Source organism: Nostocoides vanveenii, from assembly GCF_039531165.1.
In the GTDB taxonomy this organism is placed as follows: domain Bacteria; phylum Actinomycetota; class Actinomycetes; order Actinomycetales; family Dermatophilaceae; genus Nostocoides_A; species Nostocoides_A vanveenii.
Map to the genome: position 1 here is coordinate 1 of NZ_BAAAPN010000048.1, position 22,549 is coordinate 22,549.

Here is a 22,549-nt window from a genome sequence, read left to right on the forward strand (position 1 = left end):
CGTCGTGTCGGGCAGATCCCATGACCGTCAGCGGGCAGAACTCATGACCGCCGGCGGGCAGCTTCATGGCCGTCTCCGGGCAGTTTCTCGTGTCCGTCGACACACGAGAGCGCCCGGCTGTGCGATCTTGTATCGGGCGGCCAAACTCTGATCGACGAATGATTTGGTCTCGGTAGCCCACACTCCGTAGTGGGTGTGGACCTGCCCGTAGTGGATCGCCGGACTTCCTACCGACCGAAGGTCCGATTTCTGGAGCCCCGCACCCCGCGTGAAGGTGCCAACCTCGCCCAAGTAGGGGTGAGGCACGGGAGTGTTCGCGATATTCGGTCTCACGGCGTGTGACCTTCGAGGTCGACGACGATGGCGTCGATCTTGGTGCGCAATTCATCCTGTCGCTCGACGATGCGGGCGATCTCCGCATTCAGTGCGACGATGTCGACCTCCTCACGGGTGTCCTCCGCCTCGACATACGACGTCACCGAGAGGTTGTAGCCGTTCTCCTCAATGGTCTCTGCGTCAACGAGGGCTGCGAAGTGAGGAGCGGCCTCGCGGCATACGAACGCCTCGAGAATCCGCTTCTGATGCGCATCGGTGAGCTTGTTCTTGTTGCCCGTGCGGGTGAACAGCGCCGAGCCGTCGATGAAGAGGATCGCGTTGTCGGACTTGCTCTTCTTAAGCACGATGATGCAGGTCGCGATCGTCGTGCCGAAGAAGAGGTCCGGCGGGAGCTGGATGACGGCGTCGACGTAGTTGTTGTCGACGAGGTACTTGCGGATCTTCTGCTCCGCGCCCCCGCGATAGAGCACGCCCGGGAACTCGACGATCGCCGCGGTCCCGTCGACGGCCAGCCACGACAGGATGTGCATGGTGAAGGCGAGGTCGGCCTTGCTCTTGGGCGCGAGCACACCGGCGGGAGCGAAGCGCGGGTCGTTGATGAGCAGCGGATTGTCCGAGCCCGGCCACTTCGTGGAGTAGGGCGGGTTCGAGACGATCGCCTCGAAGGGCTCGTCGTCCCAGTGCGCCGGGTCGATGAGGGTGTCTCCGTGCGCGATGTCGAACTTCTCGTAGTTGACGTCGTGCAGGAACATATTGATCCGCGCCAGGTTGTAGGTCGTCAGGTTGATCTCCTGGCCGAAGAAGCCCTGCCGCACGTTCTCCTTGCCGAGCACCTTGGCGAACTTCAGCAGCAGCGAGCCCGAGCCGCACGCCGGGTCGTAGACCTTGTTGACCTCGGTCTTGCCGACGACGGTGATCCGGGCGAGCAGCTCACTGACCTCCTGCGGCGTGAAGAACTCTCCCCCCGACTTGCCGGCCGACGACGCATACATGGTCATGAGGAACTCGTAGGCATCACCGAAGGCGTCGATCGTGTTGTCGCCGAAAGTCCCCAGACCCAGGTCACCGATCGCGTATAGCAGCTTGACGAGCTTCTCATTGCGACGCGCCACAGTCGGGCCGAGCTTGGCGCTGTTGACATCGAGATCGTCGAAGAGGCCCTTCGCCCTCGCTCGCCGTGCCGACCGCCGAGGCCTCGATATTCCGGAAGACCCGCTCGAGCGTCTCGTTGAGGTCGGCATCGTCGGCCGCGCGGGCGCGCACGTTGGCGAAGAGCTCACTGGGCAGGATGTAGAAGCCTTTGTCCGACACGGTCACGTCCCGCCCGAACTCGGCCCTCCCATCGCTCAGTTGCGCATAGTCGAAGTCGGGGACATTGGCCGCCCGCTCCAGCCCGTTGAGGAAGTCCGTGAGGTTCTCGGAAATGAACCGATAGAAGAGCATCCCGAGCACGTAGCCCTTGAAGTCCCACCCGTCGACGCTGCCGCGCAGGTCGTTGGCAATCCGCCAGATGGCCCTGTGCAGCTCGGCACGCTGCTGCTCCTTCGTCATGGGCGACGGGTATGGCTGGCGGGCGCGGAAGTGGGTGGCATGGTGACGATCTTGCCCCAGGCGACGGTTCAATCGCGGTAGGGAGCCGGTGACGGGAATCGAACCCGCGTGTCCAGCTTGGGAAGCTGGCGCTCTACCATTGAGCTACACCGGCGTGCGAGCGCGTGGCCTAAAGGCCCGCGGCAGCCCCGGAAGTCTAACCCACCTCGTCCACGGCTCCCGCACGCCGTGAACCCGGCGCACGCTCAGGCCGGCCCCCCATCCGGATGGGGGAAGCGGCATACGGCAATCCGTCAGGGGAGGGCCGCGGCCAGCCGGCCGGACCACGCCCGCAGGCCCTCCATCGCCGCGGGACTCGCCGACTCGATGACCAAGGGCGCGTCGAGCTTGCCGAGCGCCACCACGAGCCACGCGAGATCGAGAGACTCCATGCGCACGCGACACGAAGTGGTGTCGATCGGCGTGATGTCGGTCCAGCGGCCTATCGCGGCCTCCGCAAGCGCGGCGGGCGTCTGTGCGAGAGCCACGACCTGATAGCCGCCGCCGGCGGCCTCGCGCAGACCCGATCGCACGTATGCCGCCGCGTCACCCCCGGGGATCTCGCGCGGCCGGAAGCGGGCCCTGGTGCCTTCGGGATCGATGAGGCGATCGAGGCGGAAGGAGCGCCAATCGCCGCGATCGAGGTCGTAGGCGACGAGATACCAGCGGCGGCCGACGGTCACCAGCTTGGTCGGCTCGACGTGGCGCCGGGCGAGTTCACCGGCCGCCGCGCCGCCGCGCGCGGTGTAGCCGAAGCGCACTCGCTCGGCGTCGCGGATCGCCTGGGCGAGGGCGGCCAACACCGAGGCTTCGACCTCGGGGGCCTGCCCGAGCGGGGACGCGACGGTCACGGCGCGCAGCGCCTCCGCCCGACGGCGCAGTCGCGGCGGGAGCACCTGGACCACCTTGGACAGCGCCGACAAGGTGGCGTCGCCGAGCGAGCCGGCGGCGATATTGGCCGCCGCGCCGAGCGCGACGACCATGGCGATCGCCTCGTCCTCGTCGACGACGAGCGGGGGCAAGGCCCCGCCTGAGCCGAGCTGATAGCCGCCCTCCATGCCACGGGTGGACGCAACGGGATAGCCGAGGTCGCGCAGGCGCTCGACGTCCCGGCGCAGCGTGCGCTCGGAGACGTCGAGCCGGTCGGCCAGCTCCGGGCCCGGCCAGAAGCGGTGCGTCTGCAGCAGCGTCAGCAGCCGGAGGGTGCGCGAACTCGTGTTGGCCATGAATTCATAGTGCGTCAGAATCAGGTCAGAAACTGGCCGGAAGCGCTCCTACCGTCGGTGCTGTCACCACATCCGCCGCACGATAGGCAGGAGCCACCGATGTCCACTCCGCTCGTCGCGGACGACCCTCGTCCGCCCGTCGGCCCGTCCGACACCACTGCCGATGCCGTCGATGCCCAGGGCTTCGTCCCCCTCGTCGACGGCCGGGTCCGCACCCTCGCCCTCGTCAGCCTGCTGCTCGCCTCGATGATGGAACTCATCGACGTGACCATCGTCAATGTGGCCCTCCCCACCATCGACGCATCATTCGGCGCGACCGCCGGGCTGCTGCAGTGGGTGGTCGCGGCCTACCCCCTCGCCTTCGGGATCTCGCTGATCACCGGCGCCCGACTGGGCGACCGCTTCGGCCGGCGGCGCCTGTTCGTGCTCGGCCTGATCGGCTTCACCCTCGCCTCCGCGGCGTGCGGGCTCGCGCCGGGGATCGAGGCGCTGGTCGCCTTCCGGGCGGTCCAGGGGGTCGCCGCCGCGGCGATGGTGCCGCAAGTGCTGACCAGCATCCAGGTCATGTACGCACCGCACGAGCGGGGCATGGCGATGGGCATCTTCTCCGGCCTGGCCGGTCTGGCCGCGGTGATCGGGCCGATCTTGGGGGCGGTCCTGACCGAGACCGTCGGCTGGCGGTGGGTCTTCCTCGTCAACGTGCCGGTTGGCGTGGTCGCGTTGGCCGCCGCGCTGCGGTTCATCCCCGAGTCGCGCGCTGCCCTCGCCGCCCGCGTCGACCTGCGTGGGGTTGTCGCGCTCTCGCTCGCCCTGCTGGCGCTGCTGTATCCGTTGACGATGGGTCACGAACTCGGCTGGCCCACGTGGACGTATGCCGTGATGCTGGCCGGCGTGGCCGGCCTGCTCGTGTTCGTGCGAGCCGAGCGCCGCCACGAGCGCGTCGGTCACCAGCCGCTGCTCGCGACCTCGCTCTATGCCGGCCGCGCCTTCACCGGCGGCACGCTCACCGGCGCGCTGCTCTTCATCGCCGGGACGGGGTATTTCCTTGCGGGGACGCTCTATTTCCAGATCGGGCTGGGGTGGTCGGTGCTCAAGGCCGGGCTGGTCAACATTCCGTTTGCGCTGATCTGCACGGTGACCGCCGGGACCGGCGCGGCCGTACTGATGCCGCGCATCGGCCGCAAGGTGCTCGTGCTGGGGGCGTTGATCATGGCGCTCGGCGCGGGCGTCATGGGGCTGACCGTGCGGGTGGCGGACGGGGCGACGAGCTTCTGGACGTTCGTCCCGGCGATCGTGCTCGTCGGAGCGGGCTTCGGCTTCGTCGTCTCCTCCACGGCGCCGCTGGCACTCGTCGCCGTGGACGGCGCGCAGGCCGGGGCGGCGTCCGGGCAGTTCAACACGACCGGTCAGTTGGCGAATGCGCTGGGCGCGGCCGGCATGGGGACGCTCTTCTTCGAGGTCGCCAAGCGCCAGGTCTCGGGTGCCCCGAGCGAGGTCTTCGGCCCGGCATACGTGGCGGTGCTTGCGGTGATGGCCGCGCTACTGGTGCTCGTGGCCGCCGTTGCGCTGATCATTCCCCGCGACGCGCACCAACACGCGGCCCCCGGCGCCCACTGATTCATCTGCCCCTCTCTCTCGTCTCCCGTCGAGTGGCCGGTCGAGGGTCGTCGAAAGGCCTGAACCGGCCTCTCGACGTGAGCGGGATAGCCTGACGCCGTGCTGCTCTCCGACCGTGACATCCACGCCGAGATCGATGCCGGTCGGGTGGTGCTCGACCCGTGGGATCCGGCGATGGTTCAGCCCAGCAGCATCGATGTCCGGATGGACAAGTACTTCCGGCTCTTCGACAACCACAAGTACCCCGTCATCGACCCGTCCGCCGACCAGCCGGACCTGACCCGGCTGGTCGAGGTCGATCCCGACGAGGGCTTCGTCCTGCACCCCGGCGAGTTCGTGCTCGGGTCGACCCTGGAGACCGTGAGCCTGCCCGACGATCTGGCGGCGCGCGTCGAGGGCAAGTCCTCGCTCGGGCGGCTCGGCCTGCTCACCCACGCGACCGCTGGCTTCGTCGACCCGGGTTTCAGCGGTCACGTGACCCTGGAACTATCCAATGTCGCGACCCTGCCGATCATGCTGTGGCCCGGTATGAAGATCGGTCAGCTCTGCTTCATCCGGCTCAGCAGCCCCGCGCAGAACCCGTATGGCAGCGCGGCATACGGCTCGCACTATCAGGGCCAGCGCGGCCCGACCGCGTCACGCAGTTTCCAGAACTTCCACCGCACCGACGTCTGAGCCGGTGGCCGACGTCACCGACGCCTTCAGATCTGGCCGGAAATCGCAGACTCCGCAGTCCGTCCGAGGCCGAGCCAGCTCACCACGCCGCCGGCCGTCAGCAGGCCGGCGCACGCGAAGCAGGCAAGCCGGTAGCCGTCGGTGAAGGCGGCGGGATCGTCATACGCCGTGCCGGTCAGGCCGACGAGCGGAGGCAGGGCGGCGACGGCCAGCAGCGAGCCGGCCCTGGCGACGGCGTTGTTGATGCCGGACGCAGTGCCGGCATAGCGATCGGGCGCGGCCCCGAGCACCGCTGCGGTCAGCGGCGAGACCAGGGCGGCCAGACCGAGTCCGAAGACGCACATGCCCGGGAAGACGCCGAGCCAATACCCGGTGCCCCGCCCCACGGGAGCCAGCAGCACGACACCCACGGCACACAGGATCGGCCCGGCCGACATCGGGATCCGCGGCCCGATCCGATGCGCCAGCGCCGCGAACCGCGACGACAGGAGCAACAGCGCGACGGTGATCGGCAGCGTTGCCAGTCCGGACGCCAACGGGCTGAAGCCCGCCGACACCTGCAACTGAATCGTCAGCAGAAAGAGCACCGCGCCCAGCGCCCCATAAACCAGCAGCGTCATGGCATTGGCCGCGCTGAAGACGCGGGACGCGAACAAGCCGAGCGGCACCAGCGGCCGCGGCGCCCGTCGCTCCCGCGCGACAAATAGTCCCAGGAGCCCAAAACCACTCGCGCACAACGCAATCGTCCGGGCCGCCGACGATTCGCCCGATCCGATCAACCCCAAGGTCAGCGCCGCAAGGCCCGCCACCGTTAACGCGGCTCCGACCAGATCGAGTCGCCCGTCGGCCTCCGGGTCACGGCTCTCCGGGACGTATCGCAGCGTCAGCGCGATCACCACCGCGGCCACCGGGACGTTGATGGCGAAGATCCCGCGCCAGCCGCCGTGGTCGAGCAGGAAACCGCCGACGAAGGGCCCCACCGCGGTCGCGATCCCCGAGACTCCCGCCCATGTGCCGATGGCCGCCGGGCGGTCCTCGGGCACGAAGCTCGACTGAATGACCGCGAGCGCGCCCGGGGTGAGCAGTGCGGCGCCGACACCCTGAACGGCCCGCGCGATGATCAGCGCGGTGGCCGTGGGTGCCAGTGCACAGGCGCTCGAGGCGAGCGCGAACCACGCGATCCCCACGACATAGAGCTGCCGGCGGCCGCGTAGGTCACCGAGCGCCCCGCTGACCAGGACGAGGGAGGCGAGCGTCAGCAGATAGCCATTGACCACCCATTGCAGTTGCGCCAGTGAGGCAACCAGGTCCGCGCCGATGGCGCGCACGGCGATATTGACGACCGTGCCGTCCATCAGCGCCATGGCCGAGCCGAGCGTGACGGCGGTTAGCGCGCCCCGGCCCGCCGGGCTGCGCCGGGTGAGCTGGGCCGCGGCGTCGGCCGTCAGTGGGGTTCTCCCGTGGCGTCGCGTGTCACACGGGTGACATTGCAGCGGGTTGCCGACAAGTGGGTGCGCAGGTAGGTCAAGATGGTGTCGCCTTCGAGGACTCCGCAGGTCAGCAGGTCGATGTTCGCCAGCTTCAGCTCCGGCCACGTGTGCACGTTCAGGTGCGATTGCGAGAGCACCAGCGAGATCGTGACCGCCCCGTTGGGGAAGATGTGGCTCGCTTCCGCCAGCACGATCGCCTGGCCCGCCTCGGCCGCGGCATACAACACGGACTTCAGGCGCGGCTCGTCGTGCAGGATGGCGACATCCGAGGTCCAGAGATCCACGGCATACGAGCACATCTCGGTTGATGCGGCAGTGGCCGGAACTGGGGTCGCGCGGGAGCTGTCCATCGGTCGTTCATGGTAGCCCCGCGCGGCCACTGGGCCGGCTTGGCGACGGTCAGCGCGTGCGCCGGGCGACATAGGCGCGTAGGGCGCCCAGTGATGTCAGTGCCTCGAGGGTGAGGTCGGCGGCGGCCAGGCTGCCGCCGAAGGTCTCGTCGATGCGGGCGAGCAGCCGCGCTCCGGCGAGCGAGGACAGGGCAAGCGGTGGGCGCAGGAGTGACGTGTCGTCCGGCAGGCGCGCGACATCGTCGGCGTTCATCCCGAGCGCGTCGCCGACGAGCGCATCGAGCCGCCCCTCTTGCCGTATGCCGTTGCCCACCCCCGCGCATCTCGGGTCGCCTACCGTGCTGGGCGGGTGCGTTTCCGGGCTCGGCGGGCCTGGCAACGGCGCGGCGTCGCCCTGTTCGATCACCAACACCGAGGCCGCGTCCCCTGCCGCATCCGCGGGCTCGTCGGCGTCCGCGTCAGCGAAGGGCTCGTCAGACATGGGCGCCGGTGTTTCCTTAGCGCCGGGCGAGTCGACGGCGATCCAGCCGGGGGCTTCGAGCCGCCCGCCCTCGCTGCGCGCTTCGACCAGGTCCGGGCCGACCTCCACGAGGTCGAATCCCATGCTGCGCAGGAGCACTCGCAGTTCGGTGTTGGCCCCCGTGGCCCTGATGGGGATCGTGAGACCACGTCCGTCAGCGGCATCGGCCAGCGCGGTCAACTCGGCCACGAAGGCCTCCGCCACCCCCCGCCCGGCCACTCGGCAGGACACGCTGAGCAGTTCGACGCGCAGACCGCCTGGGTCTGCGGTGCTCGGCCGAGCAGCAGGCACCTCGTCAACCGGCCTGCCCGTCGGCGCGAGGAGCGCGATCGCGACCAGCCCGTCGTCGCCGAAACGATCGGTCAGCCGGCCGACGAACACCCGGCCGTCCGCGGCATACCGGCTGAGCAGCCCGTCATCCAGCGCCAGGCCGGTGGAGCTGAGCCGGTTTGCGCGAGTTGCGAGTTCGAGGACCCGCGGCAATTCGTTCGGCTCGGCCGGACGGACGCTCAGGCGCATCGCGCACGAGCGCAGGAAGGCGACCCGGTCGGCATACGCCCGCGCTGCGTCCCGACGGCGCGCGTTGGCTTGATAGCGGGTGGTGCGTCGCCCGGCCTCGGACGAGGGGTGGGCGGGCAGGATCTCGGGCAGCCGGGCGAGCAGTTCCTCGCGATCCATCGTCCGGACGCCGGGCAGAGTGTGGCCGACCTCCGCCCGCTCGAAGGCGGTGTCGTCAACCAAGAGCAGCGAATCGATCGCGACGCCCAGTTCTTCGGCGATCAACTCGATCGCGCGGCTCTTGTCCTGCCAGGCAATCTGTTTCGCGACAAGAAGCCCGTCCAACTGCGGCCACGCCGCAACAAGGTGTGCGACCTCTGGCGCGGTGCGACTCGCAAGGGCGTTGACGATGCCGTGATCGGACAGGCGCCGCATCGTCGCCAGGACGTCGGCGCGCGGGCGGGGGAGGACGCCCTCCGGGAGTTCGACGGCAACGTCATCCCAAACCGTGCCGTCGAGATCCCAGACGATGCACTTCACCACCGGTTGCCGCACCACGGAATCCGTTGCGCCGGAATCATTTCGGGTCAAGCCATCGAGCCGGGCCTCCATGGTCAGGTGGGTCGGCGCAAACCCGAACTCGGCATAGAGAACGCGCATCGGCACATTTGCGGCGTTGACCTTGCCGGTGACGTGCGTGACGTCATGGGCACGCGCATACGCCAACCCGGCGTCAATGAGCAGCCGCGCCACCGCCGTCGAATCCGCACCGGAACTGACTGCGAGAGAACGAAAATTCGCATATCTATCGCCGGTGACGAAGTTGGTGTTGATCGCCATCCAAAGCCAACCGCGGACCTTGCCGGCCGCGTCGACAACGACCAGGCAACCGTCCGGGTCGCGCTCCAGGCCCTTGACAATCCGACCTTCGTGCTTGGCCGGATCCGTCACCGCCTCGGCGCCGAAGGACACCTGGGCGATCTCGATCTCGTAGGCGACGAGGGCCGGGAGGTCATCGGCGGTGGCCGGTCGCACGCTCAGGGTCATGCCTTCTCTCCCGGAATCGACTGCGGCGCAAGGCTGCCCGGGCGAAAGCTCGTGCCGCCACACGTGGGGCACCCGTGGGCCTGCAGGGCGCCGACCGTGGCGATCGGCTCTCGTGGGCCGACGATGAAGCGCTCGCCGCAGCCCGCGCACACATAGGTTCGCGGCCGGGCGCGGAGGTCTGCGGTGTACAGCGGCCCGTCGTATGCCGTTGCCTCCCAATCCGTTTCGGCCGACTGTTGAGCGGTGAGCTCAAGGCGGTAGGCGTCCGAGCGTCCGCCGATCACACCGGCTCCGAGATAGTGATTGACCCCTGGGCGCAGCTCGCGCACGACCAGGCCCAGCCGCGTCAACTCGCCCTGCAGGTCGATCGCGGGGCCGGGCGGTTTCGCGCCGTAGTGCAGGAAGGCGTCCCAGCCCGGCCCCGGCCGCAGGCCCTCCAAGGCCCGGGCGAGAAAGAGCGCCGCACCCTGGGTCGTATAGGGCGGGTCGGTCGAGGCCACGCAACTGCGCCCGCGAGCCGCCGGCGGGAGCGGGCGACGCACGTCGTGCTCGATCAGGTCGATCGCCGCGTCGGGCGGCGCCGACGAAGCGATCGTCGCGAGAATGGCAGCGCTGATGTCGATGACGACGACCTCGCCCGCCAGCGGCACGCCCAGCGCCGCGCCGACGCGGGCCACGGCCACGGACAGCAGATCGTCATCGCCCACGATCAACAGGGACGGCGTCGGCAAGGCCCCGGCCGCGATCATCCACAGCACCCGGCGGACCTTCGTCTCGCCGGTCGCGAAGGACTGATCGAGGGTGACATCGACGTCCGGTTGCTGCCCGACGAGCGCGTCCAGCGCGCCGGCCACGGCCACAAGGTCAGGTGACAGCGGTGCGGACCAGGGGTCAACGGCATACGTCAAGGGCCGCAGGCCTAGCGTGGCGACCAGTGCGCGGCCATCCGCGGTCAGGCCGGCCGGGCGCAGGCCATCGACCACACCGAGCGTGCGCAACTCGCCGAGGACGGCGCTCGCGACGGGCACCGGCAGCCGAGCGAACCGGCTGATCTCGCCCGCTGCTCGGCGGTCCGGCCCGGCGAGCGCGCGCAGCACTCGCAAGACTCCGGCCTCGCCCTCGCCGAGCTGGGTGGCATCGGCGACCTGCGCGAGCACGCCGAACGGCGCGGTCAAGGCGGGCGAGGTCGACATTGCTCACGAGGGTAGCCCGCGATGCGCCTCCGCTTCGTTGGCCCGCTGTCGGTGGCCCGGGTTAGCGTTGACGCCTCCGAACTGATAGGCGGCCGATGATCCGATTCGAGAAGGTCACCAAGCGCTATCCCGGCGGCACGATTGCCGTCGACGAGGTGACTCTGGACGCACCGACGGGCGCCATCACGGTGCTCGTCGGTCCCTCCGGGTGCGGCAAGACCACCTCCCTGCGCATGGTCAACCGGATGATCGAGCCCACGTCGGGCCGCATCCTGCTCGACGACACCGACACCGCGCGCATCCCTGAGCCGGCCCTGCGCCGCGGGATCGGCTATGTCATCCAGCAGGGCGGCCTTTTCCCGCACCAGAGCATCGAGCGCAATATCGCCACCGTTCCGCTGCTGCTGGGGTGGGAGAAGAAGCGCGCGTATGCCCGTGCCCGCGAACTTCTGGAGGTGGTCGGTTTGCCAGCCGAGATGGCAACCCGCTACCCGGGACAACTCTCCGGCGGCCAGCAACAACGCGTCGGGGTCGCCCGGGCCCTCGCGGCCGACCCGCCGGTCATGCTCATGGACGAGCCCTTCTCCGCGGTGGACCCCGTGGTCCGCACCCAGTTGCAAGACGAATTCCTGCGGCTGCAAGGTGAACTCGGCAAGACGATCATCCTGGTCACCCACGACATCGACGAGGCGGTTAAGCTCGGCGATCTCGTCGCCGTGCTGCGGGTGGGCGGGCGACTAGCGCAGGTCGCCACGCCCGAGGAACTCCTCGCCCACCCGGCCGACGACTTTGTCGCGGACTTCGTCGGGCGCGACCGGGGGTATCGCGCGCTGAGTTTCGTCGAAGGAGAAGTGCCGGTGCAGGCCGAGCCGACCGTCGCCCCTGGCGACGGCGCCGACCTGGCCCGCAGCCGGGCGGTCGACGGCTGGGTGCTCGTGGCCGAGGACGGCCGCCCCCTCGGGTGGCTGCATACCGACTGGTTGCGCGCCGAGGTGAGCGCCGACCGGGTTGCGCTCGGCGGCACACTCGCGACTCAGGGCGGGCCGCTACGCGCGGCGCTGGACGCGGCCCTGTCCTCGCCGAGCGGGCGCGGGGTCGTCGTCGACGGCGATGGCCGGCTGCTCGGGACGGTGCGTGCCCGTGACGTCCTGGCGGAGGTCGAGCGCCACCGGACCGGGAGCACCGGACAGGCGCCCGCGCAGGGGCGACCCACACAAGCACCGGTCCAGACATGACCTGGATCAGCGGCCACCTCGGCGACATCTGGCGATTGACGGTGCAACACGCCGTGCTGGCGGCGATTCCGCTGGTCCTCGGCCTGATCGTGAGCATCCCGCTCGGCTGGGCGGCGGCCCGCAGCCGGCGGCTAGTACCGGTGGCCCTCGCCGGGACCGGGCTGCTCTACACGATCCCGAGCCTGGCGCTCTTCATCTTGATGCCGCTCATTCTCGGCACCAAGATCCTCGACCCCGTCAATGTCATCGTCGCCATGACGATCTACACGGTCGCGCTGTTGGTCCGGACGGTCGTCGACGGGCTCGGCTCGGTGCCGTCGCATGTCGACGCCGCCGCCCGCGCGATGGGTCTGGGTGCCTTCCGCCGACTGGTCACCGTGCAACTTCCCCTCGCCGTCCCCGTGATCGCGGCCGGCCTGCGGGTGGCCGCGGTCAGCAACGTCAGCATCGTCAGCGTCGCCTCGCTGATCGGGGTCTCCCAGCTCGGGGACCTGCTGGTCGACGGCTACAACCGCGACATTCCCGGTGAGCTCTGGGCCGGCATCGTGGGCTGTCTGGTGCTGGCACTGCTCTTCGACCTGCTGATCCAAGGTCTGGCGCGCCTGCTCACACCCTGGCTACGCGCCGACTCCCGCTCGTCCGCGCGGCGCCTCGCCCCGGCCGACGCGCCGCGCGACGTGGGGGTCGCCGCATGATCCCCAAGATCTGGGACTGGCTGACCGATCCCGCCAACTGGAGCGGCGCCGACGGCATCGCCACCCGCGTCCAGGAGCACCTGACCTACAGCCTGATCGTCCTGGCCATCGCGAGCCTCATCGCGCTCCCGCTGGGCCTGTGGATCGGGCATACGGGCAGGGGGCGCCCGCTGGTCTCCGCCGCCAATGCCGCCCGCGCGGTCCCCACCCTCGGACTACTCTTCGCCCTGGCCCTCTGGCTCGGGCCCCGCCTCTCCGGGGACCTCGCCTTCACCGCCCCGAGCATCATCGTCCTCGTCCTGCTCGCCCTGCCGCCACTGCTGGCGGGGGCGTATGCGGGCGTCGAGGCCGTCGACCCCGCCACCCGGGATGCCGCCCGCGGCATGGGGCTGAGCGATGGCCAGGTGCTGCGTCAGGTCGAACTCCCGATCGCCCTGCCACTCCTGCTCTCGGGAGTGCGGGCCGCAACCTTGCAGGTCATCGCTACGGCGACGATTGCGGCCTACGTCGGTCTGGGGGGGCTCGGCCGTTTCCTCATCGACGGGCTCGCCACCGGCGACTATGCGGCCACCGCGGGCGGGGCGCTTTTGGTGGCCGTGCTTGCCCTCCTGGTCGACCTCCTCCTGGCCGGGGTGGTCCGACTGCTCGTCAGTCCCGGCCTGACTGGGAAGCAATCGCGTCGCCGGAGGGTTGAACTATCTGCCGCCGGCCCTCTCGCCGATCGCCGACGCGACGTGATCCCGAACTAGGAGACCCTCGACGTGTCCGCTCGGGTAGACCGCAGGACCCAACGTTATTCCGGTACTTCGCGAAGACCCCGTCCTTCGCTACCTCAACCCTGTAGGAGTATGCCGATGTCCCGCCGCACCCTCACCTTCGCCATGAGCGTCCTGACCGTGGGTGCGCTCGCCGCCTGCGGCTCGTATTCCGACCCGCTGGGGTCATCCACCACCACGAGTGCCGCAGGCGCGTCGAGCGGCAGCGCCGCGAGCACGAGCATCGTGGTGGGCTCGGCGGACTTCTCTGAGAGCGTCCTGCTGGCCGAAATCTATGCCGGCGCCCTGAAAGCCAAGGGCGTCAACGCCACCACCAAGCTCAACATCGGCTCCCGCGAGATCTACCTGAAGGCCCTGGACGACGGATCCATCGACGTCGTGCCCGAATACACCGGTGCCCTGGCCTACTACTACGACAAGAACTTCGCCGAGACCGACCCGACCAAGGTCTACGACGGGTTGACCGGCCTGTTGCCGGATACCCTCCAGGTGCTCAAGGCCTCGGCCGCCGAGGACAACGACTCGATCAATGTCACCGCCGAGACCGCCAAGAAGAACAACCTGAAGTCCATCGCCGACCTCAAGCCGGTCGCGGGGGAGCTGACCCTCGGTGCGCCGCCGGAGTTCAAAGAGCGCCCCCAGGGCATCCCGGGCCTGACCAAGACCTATGGCGTCACCTTCGGCAGCTTCCGCCCGCTCAAGGGCGCGCAATTGGTCCAGGCGCTCAAGAATGGCCAGGTCCAGGCGGCGAACATCTTCTCCACTGACCCGGCGATCGCCGCCAACGGTTTCGTCACCCTGACCGACGACCAGCGGCTCTTCGGCTCGCAGAATGTCGTGCCGCTGCTTGCCAAGTCCAAGAACTCGGCCGAGGTCACGGCCGCCCTCGACGCCGTGTCGGCGAAGTTGACGACCGCCGTCCTGTCGGACCTGCTCAAGCAGACCGACATCGACAAGGCGGACCCGCAGACGGTCGCGGCGAAGTTCCTGGCCGACAACGGATTGGGCTGACGGGCCGGCCCGCGTCCGCGGTCGCGGGTTGTCCGACCGCGCGTGCCGTCGCCCCGGGAGCGGGAGGGGCGGCACGCGCGGAGCCAGAAAGAAGGCGACCCGTGCCGATGCCCGGCATGGGTCGCCTCCTCAAACGGCGCCGAACCCCCCAGCTCTGCGCCGCAACCGGTGTGAAGGCCCTCCCTCCGACGAGCCTTCGCCACGGGGATCGGCTGGGATCCGATCCCTTCTCGGTATGCCCATCACTCTGGTCGACCGAGCCCACGCCCGGCATCGGTAATTTCACTCATTTCCCTACGCGTGTAGCCTGCCCACGTGTTATCGCCTTGCCTCGGGCGGCGTGACCTGCAGACACGTGTCCGTTCGGGGCTCATCGATCGCCGATGGGTCACCCTGGTCGGCCCGCCCGGCGTGGGCAAAAGCCTGCTCGCCAGGCATGCGGCGACGGCGGCCCGGGTCCAGGTGTGGATCGATGTCGGCGCGATCTCCTCGATCGAGGATCTGATCGGCGCCTGGCTTCAGGCCCTGGAGGCCGATATCGCGCCCGGTGACACCGCGATCCTCGCCCTCGTCCATGCACTCGACGACCATGAGCGGCTGACGATCCTCGACGGGGTTGACGAGGGCCTGCTCGCCGGCGTGGGGGAGTTGATCACCGGCATCCTGGACGCCACCCGGGTCGCGCGCTTCCTCGTCACCTCGTTGGTCCCCGCCGGCGCCCCCGCCGAGCTCGACCTGCGGGTCGATCCGCTTCCGGTGCCCCTGCCGCACCAGCCGCTCGAAGGCGCCGCGCTGGAACTCTTCGTGAGCCGTCTCGCCGGGGCCGGTGGTGATCTGGTGGATCTCGACCGGGACGGAACGCAGTTGCGGTCGCTGCTGGTGGCCAGCGGCGGCATCCCGCTGGTGCTGGAGCAGATGGCATCGCAGGCGGCCCAGGTCGGACTCGACCGCGTCGTGCCGCCGGACTCACTCGCCGGGGCGATCGGCGCGTCATACGCCCTATTAGACGAGGGGACGCTCACCGCACATCGCCGCCTCGGCACCTTGGACTTCCCGGTCGGTATCGACGTGCTGGCCCAGATCATGGGGATGCCGAGGGCGCTGGCCATCGGCGTCGCCGCCCAACTCGAGCGCCAGTCTCTCGTCCTGATCGGTGCCGACGGTCGGCTGCGCATGCTCACGCCCGTCCGCCGGCACGCCCTGGCCCTGGCCACCGACGAGGACGGGCGGGCGACCCGGGTGGCCCTCGTGCGGTGGGCGGATGGGGCGCTGCCGGCGACCGAGGAAGACGCCAGTGCCACCTCGCCCTGGCTGGCCGACTTCGAGGCGGCGGTCGCAGCGGTCCAGGTGGCCGCAGACGATCCGACAACCAGAGACCTGGCCTACGACCTGGCCAACCGCGCCTTCGGCACGCTCTACTCCGCGATGCGCCCGCGCGATGCCCTCACGCTCTACGAACTGGCCCTGGCCAGCGGGGACGGGCCTCCCGAGATCGGGGCGCAGTCCGCCCGCCGGGCGGGCATCTGTGCCTCCGAGGTGCACGGCACCTTCGCCGGTATGAGCTTTCTCGATCGAGCGGAGGAGCACGCGGCCGCCTGCCACGATGCGACCTTCCAGCGAGCCCGGACCGCGTCGATCCGGGCCGAGATGTATCTCGACGCCGGCCAGCTCACCGACGCGCGGTCGGAAGTCGAGCGGATCCTGGCACTCGGTGTGACCGACACCTATGCGATCCGGCAGGCGCGCCGCACGCTGATGGACATCGAGGTCAGCTCCGGCAACCTCGACCTTGCCGAGGACCTGGCGCCACTGCTGATCGACGGGGCGGAAGGCGAAGAGCGCTGGTTGGCCATCGCGGCCCAGATCCTCTGCGCCCAGATCGCCTGGGAACGCGGGCGCGAGCTCGAGGCTTTTGCGACGGCGAAGGCTGCCCGCGAAGAAGCGACAGAGCTCGGCGAGGACCGCATCGGCCTGCTCGCCGACATCATCGCGCGGCGCGTGTCCGGCCGACCCGCCCAGATGACGCCCGACCCCGAGGAACTGCCGTGGGCCGTGCGCCTCGGCTACCAACTGCAGGGCGCGCGTGAGGCCGCGGCCGCGGGAGAGTTCGCCAAAGCGGCCGGCCTTGCAGCTGACGTCGTCGTCCTGGCCGATAGCAGCCGGCTGGCGCGCGATGGCGTCGAGGCCCGTATTGTCCTCGCCGATGCCTTGCTCGCCCAACGCGACTACGCGCAAGCCCTCGGGTCGTATGCCGCCGCCGCCCGGCGGGCTGCGGCCGCGCCACTTCCGTTGCGCGTCGCCGAAGCTTTCGACGGGCTCGCTCTCACCCTGCGGCAGGCCCGTCCGGAGCACGCCGGCCGGTGCGCCTGGGTCGCGGCCACGCTGCGCGCCGCGCGCGGCGCGGTCGCCCATCCTCGCCCGGGACTCGACCTGAGCTTGCTGCCGCCGGTGCTCCCGGTCCGCTCGTGGGTGGTGAATGATCAACTCTCCCCGGAGGGCGCGGACGCCGCCGGGCGGTTGGAGGACACCGCCGATCGCCGGTCAGCGCCGAGCCCGGTCGCGCAGTTGACCAAGGCCCAGCGCGCCGTTGCGGAACTCGTGGGGGCCGGCCTGACCAGCAAGGAGATTGCCGAGCGGCTCTATCTCTCGCCGCGCACGGTCGACAATCACCTGGCTCAGATCTATCGCCGCCTGGACATCCCCTCACGCTCCAAGCTGGCCGCCCTGATGGCGGACGAGGCATGAGCGACGGGCCAGTTTTCCCGCCCGATGCCAACAACCCCTCGCGCGCAACGGAAGACTTCCCAGGCGATCAAGGGGGTTCCCTTGCGCTGCCCGATGCCGCCTTCTGGACGCGGCACGGGGGCGGAGACTCCGTGCGCTTCGCCGTTGCCGGGGGAGTGGGGCATGTCGTGCTCGACCGGCCACACGCGCTCAACGCCATCACCGCCGACCTCGTCGATGACCTGATGGCGCAGTTGCTGGACTGGCGCGACGACGACACCGTCGGGGCGGTGAGTCTTCGGGGTGCGGGCACACGCGCCTTCAGCGCCGGGGCCGACGTCCGGGCCGTCCGGGACCTGGTGCTCGCCGGCGACCCGGTCGCGGCCGGCGACTTCTGGGCACGCGAGTATGCCCTGATCGGGCTGGTCGGGAGCTACCCCAAGCCGGTGTCGGTCCTCATGGACGGCGTGATCATGGGCGGCGGATTGGGCCTGGCCGCCGTCGCGCAGGATCGCCGGATCACTCCGGACGCGCGGCTTGCGATGCCCGAGACCAAGATCGGCTTCTTCACCGACGCCGGCTCCAGCCGCCTCTTCGCGCGAGCCCCGGGCGAGTTGGGCACCTACCTCGCTCTGACCGGCGCGACCTTCTGGGCGGCCGACGCCCTCGCCCTCGGCTTCGCCGACCGCCTGGTCTCGTCCATTGAGGCGGACACCCCCGCGCAACCGACGGCCACCGCGGCCGTGCCGCCGCCCGCCGCGCCCGCCGCAGACGTCTCGGCGCCCCTGCTCGCCGAGCGCGAGTGGATTGACGAGTGTTTCGCCGGCGACGACCCCCACGAGATCATGGAACGACTGCGACGGCATACGGCCCCGGCCGCACGCGCGTGCGCAGCCACCATCGGCACTCGCTCACCGCAGGCCGTATGCGCGAGCCTCGCCCGCGTGCGTGCCGCCGCTACCGAGCCCGACCTGGCCTGCACCCTCGCCGCCGACACGATGCTCGCCCGTGAACTGACCGTGAGCGCCGACTTCGTCGAAGGTGTCCGCGCCGTCCTGATCGACAAGGACACCATGCCCTGCTGGACATCTCCACCCCTGTGAACTGCCCGTACCCCCTCACACGAGGGGCTGCCGGCCAACGCAATGTGCACTCGACGCCCTGAGCTGTGCACTCGACGCGAGGGCCAGCCGGGAATCTCATCGAGTGCACACCCCGGCCCCGTCGAGTGGGCAAGTCAGCTGGGCGAATACCGACCGCGCGACGTCCGTCCGACTGAACGAACGCGGCCGGCCGTGCCTAGCGCGCAGGCGCTCTGCGGTGGGGCCTACTCCTCGCCGCGCTTGACCGCGGCCAGCAGCATCTGGGCGATGTCGACGACCTCGACGTCCTCGAATAGGCCCTCGGACTGCCGCTCGACCAGGCCGTCGGTGAGCATCACCCGGCAGAACGGGCAGGCGACCGCGATCCGCTGGGCGCCCGTGCCGAGCGCCTCATTGGTGCGGTTGACGTTGATCCGGCTGCCGAGGTTTTCCTCCATCCACATCCGCGAGCCACCGGCGCCGCAGCAGAAGGAGCGCTCGGAGTTGCGGGGCATCTCGGTCAGGGTCACTCCCGGCAGCGCACCGATCAGCTCGCGCGGCGGGGCATACACCTGGTTGTGCCGTCCGAGATAGCACGGGTCGTGATAGGTCACCGTCGATGCCGTCGAGGCGGGGTTCTTCGCGGTGGACAGGCCGGGCGCTTCGGAGGGCCGCGCGACCGGGACCAGCTTGCGCTCGCGCACGAGCCGGTTGAGCAGTTGGGTGTGGTGCAGCACTTCGTACCTGCCGCCCATCTGCGGGTATTCGTTCTTGATCGTGTTGAAACAGTGCGCGCAGGTGACGACGATCTTCCTCGCCTGCATCTCGTTCAGGACCTCGATGTTTTCGGTGGCGAGCATCTGATAGAGGAACTCGTTGCCGGCGCGCCGGGCCGAGTCGCCCGTGCACTTCTCGCCGTCGCCGAGGACGGCGAAGCTCACTCCTGCCGTATGCAGCAGCTCGGCTACCGCACGCGTCGTCTTCTTCGCGCGGTCCTCGAAGGCACCGGCGCACCCGACCCAGAAGAGGTAGTCGACGTCGCCCGCGTCCTCGACGTCGGCGCCGAGGACTGGCACCTCGAAGGGCAGGTCCTTGGCCCAGTCCAAACGGGCGCGCGCGCCCATGCCCCACGGGTCGCCCTTGTTCTCCATATTGCGGAAGAGTCCGGCCAGTTCGTTGGGGAAGGCGCTCTCGACGAGAGTTTGGTAGCGGCGCATCTCGATGATGTGGTCGACGTGCTCGATGTCGACCGGGCACTGCTGGACGCACGCGCCGCAGGTCACGCAGGACCACAGGACGTCGGGGTCGATGACCGCGCCGCCGGTTGGGGCATACGCCTCGCCCTCAGTCTCGCCGACGAGCGGGCGCTCGGCCGCGGCCTTGGCCGCATCGGGCAAGTTCTCTCGGGCCGCCTCGTCGGCCGCCAGGAGCCACGGGCCCTTGGCATAGGCGTGGTCGCGCAGGCCCATGATGAGCAGCTTCGGCGAGAGCGGCTTCTCGGTGTTCCAGGCGGGGCACTGACTCTGGCAGCGTCCGCACTCGGTGCAGGTGGCGAAGTCGAGCAGGCCTTTCCAGGTGAAGTCCTCGACCTTGCCGACGCCGAGGGTCGGCTCCTCCTCCATCTCCTCCAGGTCCTCCATGGTCACCGGCTTGCCCGCCACCATGAGCGGCTGAGCGGCGCCCAGGGCGATCGGAGTGCGCTTGAAGGCGACATTGATGGGGCCGGCGAAGATGTGCAGATGCTTGGAGTGGACGACCTCGATGAGGAAGCCGAGCATCACGCCGATGTGCAACAGCAGCCCGAGGCCTTCGAGGAATTCGAGGGTGTTGGTGCCCCAGCCACTCATCCACCGGCCCAGGGCTTGCGAGGCATACGCGCCCTCGTTGGTGTAGTTCCCCAGGGCACTGGCCGCACCGCGATACAGGAACATCGTCGCGATGACCATGAGGATCAAGAAGAGCACCAGCCAGGCGCCGGTGTTGTGGCTGCCCTTGAAGCGGGATTGACGGCCCAGCTTGGCCGGCGAGTTGGACCAGCGAATGATGCCGAAGACGGTCAGGCCACCCAGGGCGATCAGGGCGATGGTGTCCTGCGCGAACCCGAGGATGCGCCAGTGGCCGATGATCGGGATCTCGAAGTCGGACTTGAACAGCGCGCCATACGCCTCGATGTAGACCGTCGAGAGGATCATGAACGCCCAGAAGATCGTGAAGTGCGCCATGCCCGGCGCGGTCCACTTCAACAGGCGACGCTGGCCGAAGACTTCCGTCAACTCGCTCTTCGCGGCGGTCGCGATCCGGTCGCCAGCGGTGTGCAGGCGGTCCGGGGCTGGCTGGCCGTGGGTGATCAGGCGGGTCAGGAAGATGACGCGCCGGATCGCGATCGGCAACGCGATCAGGTTCAGCAGTAGGCCCAGGACGAGCACGACTCGCACGATCGACTCCAACCTGCCCGGCGACCGCCGAGCATTCACGGCCCCGCCGGCGGACGCCGAGGGGGGTCTTTCGGCAGTCTACGCAGGGGCGTATGCCGTGGCCCCCCGCTGTGACCAGACTCAAGAGTGGCGTCGGCCACCTCCCTTCCGGCGCAGGTCCAGGGGCCCGTTTACGTATGCCGCGGCCTCGCCTGCGTACCCGGCGGGGTTGCGGCATACATAACGAGATGTTGTTGTTGGCATAAATCCGCGTTAGGTAATGTTGGCGAGCGAAAGCGATCCACTCACCGCGGCCGCTCGGTCGCACGACTCATACGGAGTTCACGCAGTGCCCATCTACGACGACGTCACCAAGCTCATCGGCAACACCCCGCTCGTGCGGATCAACCGGATCATCGACAGCCCGGCGACGGTGGCCGCAAAGCTGGAGTTCTACAACCCCGCCAACTCCGTCAAGGACCGGATCGGTGTCTCGATCATCGACGCGGCCGAGGCGTCCGGCGCCCTCAAGCCCGGCGGCACCATCGTCGAGGCGACCTCCGGCAACACCGGCATCGCGCTCGCCATGGTCGGCGCCGCCCGTGGCTACAACGTCGTGCTGACCATGCCCGAGACGATGAGCAAGGAGCGCCGGGCGCTGCTTCGGGCGTATGGCGCCGAGCTCATCCTGACCCCGGGCTCCGAGGGCATGAAGGGTGCCGTCAACCGCGCCGACGAGATCGTCGCCGAGCGCGACGGGGCGATCCTGGCCCGCCAGTTTGCCAACGAGGCCAACCCCGCGATCCACCGCAAGACCACGGCCGAGGAGATCTGGCGCGACACCGACGGCGGCGTCGACATCCTCGTCTCGGGCATCGGCACCGGCGGCACCATCACCGGCGTCGGCCAGGTGCTCAAGGAGCGCAAGCCCGGCGTCCAGATCATCGCGGTCGAGCCGGCCGAGTCGCCGATCCTCAACGGTGGCCAGCCCGGCCCGCACAAGATCCAAGGCCTCGGCGCGAACTTCGTGCCCGAGATCCTCGACACCTCGATCTATGACGAGGTCATCGACATCAACGCCGACACGGCCGTCGAATGGGCGCGCCGCGCGGCCAAGGAGGAGGGCCTGCTCGTCGGCATCTCATCCGGTGCGGCTCTTGCCGCGGCGAACGAGGTCGCGAACCGCCCCGAGAACGCCGGCAAGACGATCGTCGTGATCATTCCCAGCTTCGGCGAGCGCTACCTGTCCACCATCCTCTTCTCCGACCTCCTGGACTGACGCACGGTGCCGCGTGGGCGGCATACGGCCATGTCCCTGACCCGAAACCTGGTGAGTCGCATGCTCGTCGGCCCTGTTGCCGGTCACCGCTCGGTGCTCGCGCGTGCCCGCGCGGGCATCCGTGAGGACCTCGATGCCGCCATGCACCGCGACCCGGCGGCAACCTCGCGGTGGGTCGTGCTCTTCACCTCCGCGGGCCTACACGCGATCTGGCTGCACCGGGTGTCCCACGCGCTGTGGGGCACCCGGGCGGCCCGGCCACTGGCTCGGCTGATCGCCTATGTCTCGCGCGCGGTGACCGGCGTCGAGATCCACCCCGGGGCGACGCTGGGCCGGCGCTTCTTCATCGACCATGGGATGGGCGTCGTCATCGGCGAGACGGCGGAGGTCGGGGACGACGTCATGCTCTACCACCAGGTCACCCTCGGCGGCCGGTCCATGGAGCGCGTCAAGCGCCACCCCACCCTCGGCAACCGAGTGACCGTTGGCGCCGGGGCCAAGATCCTCGGCCCGGTGTACGTCGGCGACGACGCCCAGATCGGGGCGAACTCCGTCGTCGTCAAGGACGTCCCCGCGGGCGCCATCGCCACGGGAGTGCCGGCCGTCTATCGCTTCCCCGAGGCTCCGGACGAGGACCCCTACGACGCCCTCTTTCGCGATCCCGCCCTGTTCATCTGAGGATCTGGGGCGGGGGGTGTCCCTATGTTCGGTGTCAAGCGGCAGCGGCGGTGCGGGGCTGGTAGGGCTGGCGGTTGCGGAGCATGGCGTGTATGACGTCGCAGCGACGTCTG

General features: G+C 69.5%; 16 protein-coding genes, 1 tRNA gene and 1 pseudogene. 10 read left to right on the forward strand and 8 right to left on the reverse strand.

What is annotated here, in order from left to right; genetic code table 11:
• Window positions 1-329: 329 nt before the first annotated feature.
• The 3 genes and pseudogenes from ABD209_RS10655 to ABD209_RS10665 form a co-directional block, all read right to left on the reverse strand.
• Window positions 330-1,887: pseudogene (locus ABD209_RS10655) on the reverse strand (type I restriction-modification system subunit M).
• Window positions 1,888-1,970: 83 nt separating this feature from the next.
• Window positions 1,971-2,041: transfer RNA gene (locus ABD209_RS10660), tRNA-Gly, on the reverse strand.
• A 139-nt stretch (window positions 2,042-2,180) separates the two neighbouring features.
• On the reverse strand, window positions 2,181-3,152 hold the full coding sequence (locus tag ABD209_RS10665; RefSeq protein WP_344065892.1) for a helix-turn-helix transcriptional regulator: 972 nt from the start codon (window positions 3,150-3,152) through the stop codon (window positions 2,181-2,183).
• Between the two features lie 99 nt (window positions 3,153-3,251).
• On the opposite strand from ABD209_RS10665, the gene ABD209_RS10670 reads away from it, so the two are divergent.
• Together ABD209_RS10670 and dcd are read left to right on the forward strand one after the other, a co-directional pair.
• A complete protein-coding gene (locus ABD209_RS10670) occupies window positions 3,252-4,769 on the forward strand; it encodes an MFS transporter (RefSeq protein ID WP_344065896.1) in 1,518 nt (505 codons plus the stop codon).
• Between the two features lie 99 nt (window positions 4,770-4,868).
• Window positions 4,869-5,444, forward strand: a complete 576-nt coding sequence (gene dcd, locus ABD209_RS10675; RefSeq protein ID WP_324387270.1) for a dCTP deaminase — start codon at window positions 4,869-4,871, stop codon at window positions 5,442-5,444.
• A gap of 26 nt (window positions 5,445-5,470) precedes the next feature.
• On the opposite strand, the gene ABD209_RS10680 is transcribed toward dcd, so the two are convergent.
• The 4 genes from ABD209_RS10680 to ABD209_RS10695 all read right to left on the reverse strand — a co-directional run bounded on the left by ABD209_RS10680 (window position 5,471) and on the right by ABD209_RS10695 (window position 10,542).
• Complete coding sequence (locus tag ABD209_RS10680) at window positions 5,471-6,808, reverse strand: MFS transporter (protein ID WP_425564652.1); 1,338 nt, start codon at window positions 6,806-6,808, stop codon at window positions 5,471-5,473.
• A gap of 80 nt (window positions 6,809-6,888) precedes the next feature.
• On the reverse strand, window positions 6,889-7,284 hold the full coding sequence (gene speD / locus ABD209_RS10685) for an adenosylmethionine decarboxylase (RefSeq protein ID WP_344065899.1): 396 nt from the start codon (window positions 7,282-7,284) through the stop codon (window positions 6,889-6,891).
• A gap of 49 nt (window positions 7,285-7,333) precedes the next feature.
• A complete protein-coding gene (locus ABD209_RS10690) occupies window positions 7,334-9,349 on the reverse strand; it encodes an HAD-IIIC family phosphatase (RefSeq protein WP_344065902.1) in 2,016 nt (671 codons plus the stop codon).
• The gene (locus ABD209_RS10695; RefSeq protein ID WP_344065905.1) at window positions 9,346-10,542 is read right to left on the reverse strand and encodes a bis-aminopropyl spermidine synthase family protein; all 1,197 of its coding nucleotides are present in this window, start codon (window positions 10,540-10,542) and stop codon (window positions 9,346-9,348) included. Before ABD209_RS10695 ends, ABD209_RS10690 begins: the two co-directional genes overlap by 4 nt.
• 95 nt (window positions 10,543-10,637) lie before the next feature.
• Here ABD209_RS10695 and ABD209_RS10700 point away from each other — a divergent pair, with 95 nt between their 5' ends.
• The 6 genes from ABD209_RS10700 (at window position 10,638) to ABD209_RS10725 (ending at window position 18,086) form a co-directional block, all read left to right on the forward strand.
• On the forward strand, window positions 10,638-11,777 hold the full coding sequence (locus ABD209_RS10700; RefSeq protein WP_344065908.1) for an ATP-binding cassette domain-containing protein: 1,140 nt from the start codon (window positions 10,638-10,640) through the stop codon (window positions 11,775-11,777).
• A complete protein-coding gene (locus ABD209_RS10705; protein WP_344065911.1) occupies window positions 11,774-12,472 on the forward strand; it encodes an ABC transporter permease in 699 nt (232 codons plus the stop codon). The genes ABD209_RS10700 and ABD209_RS10705 overlap by 4 nt, the downstream gene beginning before the upstream one ends.
• Window positions 12,469-13,221 carry an ABC transporter permease gene (locus ABD209_RS10710; protein ID WP_344065914.1) on the forward strand — a complete coding sequence of 251 codons (753 nt, stop codon included), beginning with the start codon at window positions 12,469-12,471 and terminating at the stop codon, window positions 13,219-13,221. The genes ABD209_RS10705 and ABD209_RS10710 overlap by 4 nt, the downstream gene beginning before the upstream one ends.
• A gap of 105 nt (window positions 13,222-13,326) precedes the next feature.
• Window positions 13,327-14,259 carry an ABC transporter substrate-binding protein gene (locus ABD209_RS10715; protein ID WP_344065917.1) on the forward strand — a complete coding sequence of 311 codons (933 nt, stop codon included), beginning with the start codon at window positions 13,327-13,329 and terminating at the stop codon, window positions 14,257-14,259.
• Window positions 14,260-14,574: 315 nt separating this feature from the next.
• Entirely contained in the window at window positions 14,575-17,004 is a 2,430-nt protein-coding gene (locus ABD209_RS10720) for a LuxR C-terminal-related transcriptional regulator (protein WP_344065920.1), read from the forward strand.
• Window positions 17,001-18,086, forward strand: coding sequence for an enoyl-CoA hydratase/isomerase family protein (locus tag ABD209_RS10725; protein ID WP_344065923.1), 1,086 nt, complete (start codon window positions 17,001-17,003; stop codon window positions 18,084-18,086). Before ABD209_RS10720 ends, ABD209_RS10725 begins: the two co-directional genes overlap by 4 nt.
• Before the next feature lie 224 nt (window positions 18,087-18,310).
• Here the strand turns inward: ABD209_RS10725 and ABD209_RS10730 are convergent, their stop codons facing one another.
• Window positions 18,311-20,500, reverse strand: coding sequence for a (Fe-S)-binding protein (locus tag ABD209_RS10730; RefSeq protein WP_344065925.1), 2,190 nt, complete (start codon window positions 20,498-20,500; stop codon window positions 18,311-18,313).
• 328 nt (window positions 20,501-20,828) lie between these two features.
• On the opposite strand from ABD209_RS10730, the gene cysK reads away from it, so the two are divergent.
• The gene (gene cysK / locus ABD209_RS10735; protein ID WP_324386916.1) at window positions 20,829-21,758 is read left to right on the forward strand and encodes a cysteine synthase A; all 930 of its coding nucleotides are present in this window, start codon (window positions 20,829-20,831) and stop codon (window positions 21,756-21,758) included.
• Window positions 21,759-21,788: 30 nt separating this feature from the next.
• Window positions 21,789-22,436 (forward strand): serine O-acetyltransferase, encoded by a 648-nt coding sequence (gene cysE, locus ABD209_RS10740; RefSeq protein WP_425564654.1) that lies wholly within the window; start codon window positions 21,789-21,791, stop codon window positions 22,434-22,436.
• Window positions 22,437-22,549 lie beyond the last annotated feature (113 nt).

What these genes read in the sequence shown, in the direction of transcription:
- ABD209_RS10680 (WP_425564652.1), bottom strand. Translation starts at nt 6,808, where the DNA reads ATGGCGCTGATGGACGGCACGGTCGTCAATATCGCCGTGCGCGCCATC.
- ABD209_RS10705 (WP_344065911.1), top strand. Translation starts at nt 11,774, where the DNA reads ATGACCTGGATCAGCGGCCACCTCGGCGACATCTGGCGATTGACGGTG.
- ABD209_RS10715 (WP_344065917.1), top strand. Translation starts at nt 13,327, where the DNA reads ATGTCCCGCCGCACCCTCACCTTCGCCATGAGCGTCCTGACCGTGGGT.
- ABD209_RS10670 (WP_344065896.1), top strand. Translation starts at nt 3,252, where the DNA reads ATGTCCACTCCGCTCGTCGCGGACGACCCTCGTCCGCCCGTCGGCCCG.
- cysE (WP_425564654.1), top strand. Translation starts at nt 21,789, where the DNA reads ATGTCCCTGACCCGAAACCTGGTGAGTCGCATGCTCGTCGGCCCTGTT.
- ABD209_RS10665 (WP_344065892.1), bottom strand. Translation starts at nt 3,152, where the DNA reads ATGGCCAACACGAGTTCGCGCACCCTCCGGCTGCTGACGCTGCTGCAG.
- ABD209_RS10690 (WP_344065902.1), bottom strand. Translation starts at nt 9,349, where the DNA reads ATGACCCTGAGCGTGCGACCGGCCACCGCCGATGACCTCCCGGCCCTC.
- ABD209_RS10700 (WP_344065908.1), top strand. Translation starts at nt 10,638, where the DNA reads ATGATCCGATTCGAGAAGGTCACCAAGCGCTATCCCGGCGGCACGATT.
- ABD209_RS10695 (WP_344065905.1), bottom strand. Translation starts at nt 10,542, where the DNA reads ATGTCGACCTCGCCCGCCTTGACCGCGCCGTTCGGCGTGCTCGCGCAG.
- ABD209_RS10710 (WP_344065914.1), top strand. Translation starts at nt 12,469, where the DNA reads ATGATCCCCAAGATCTGGGACTGGCTGACCGATCCCGCCAACTGGAGC.
- speD (WP_344065899.1), bottom strand. Translation starts at nt 7,284, where the DNA reads ATGGACAGCTCCCGCGCGACCCCAGTTCCGGCCACTGCCGCATCAACC.
- ABD209_RS10725 (WP_344065923.1), top strand. Translation starts at nt 17,001, where the DNA reads ATGAGCGACGGGCCAGTTTTCCCGCCCGATGCCAACAACCCCTCGCGC.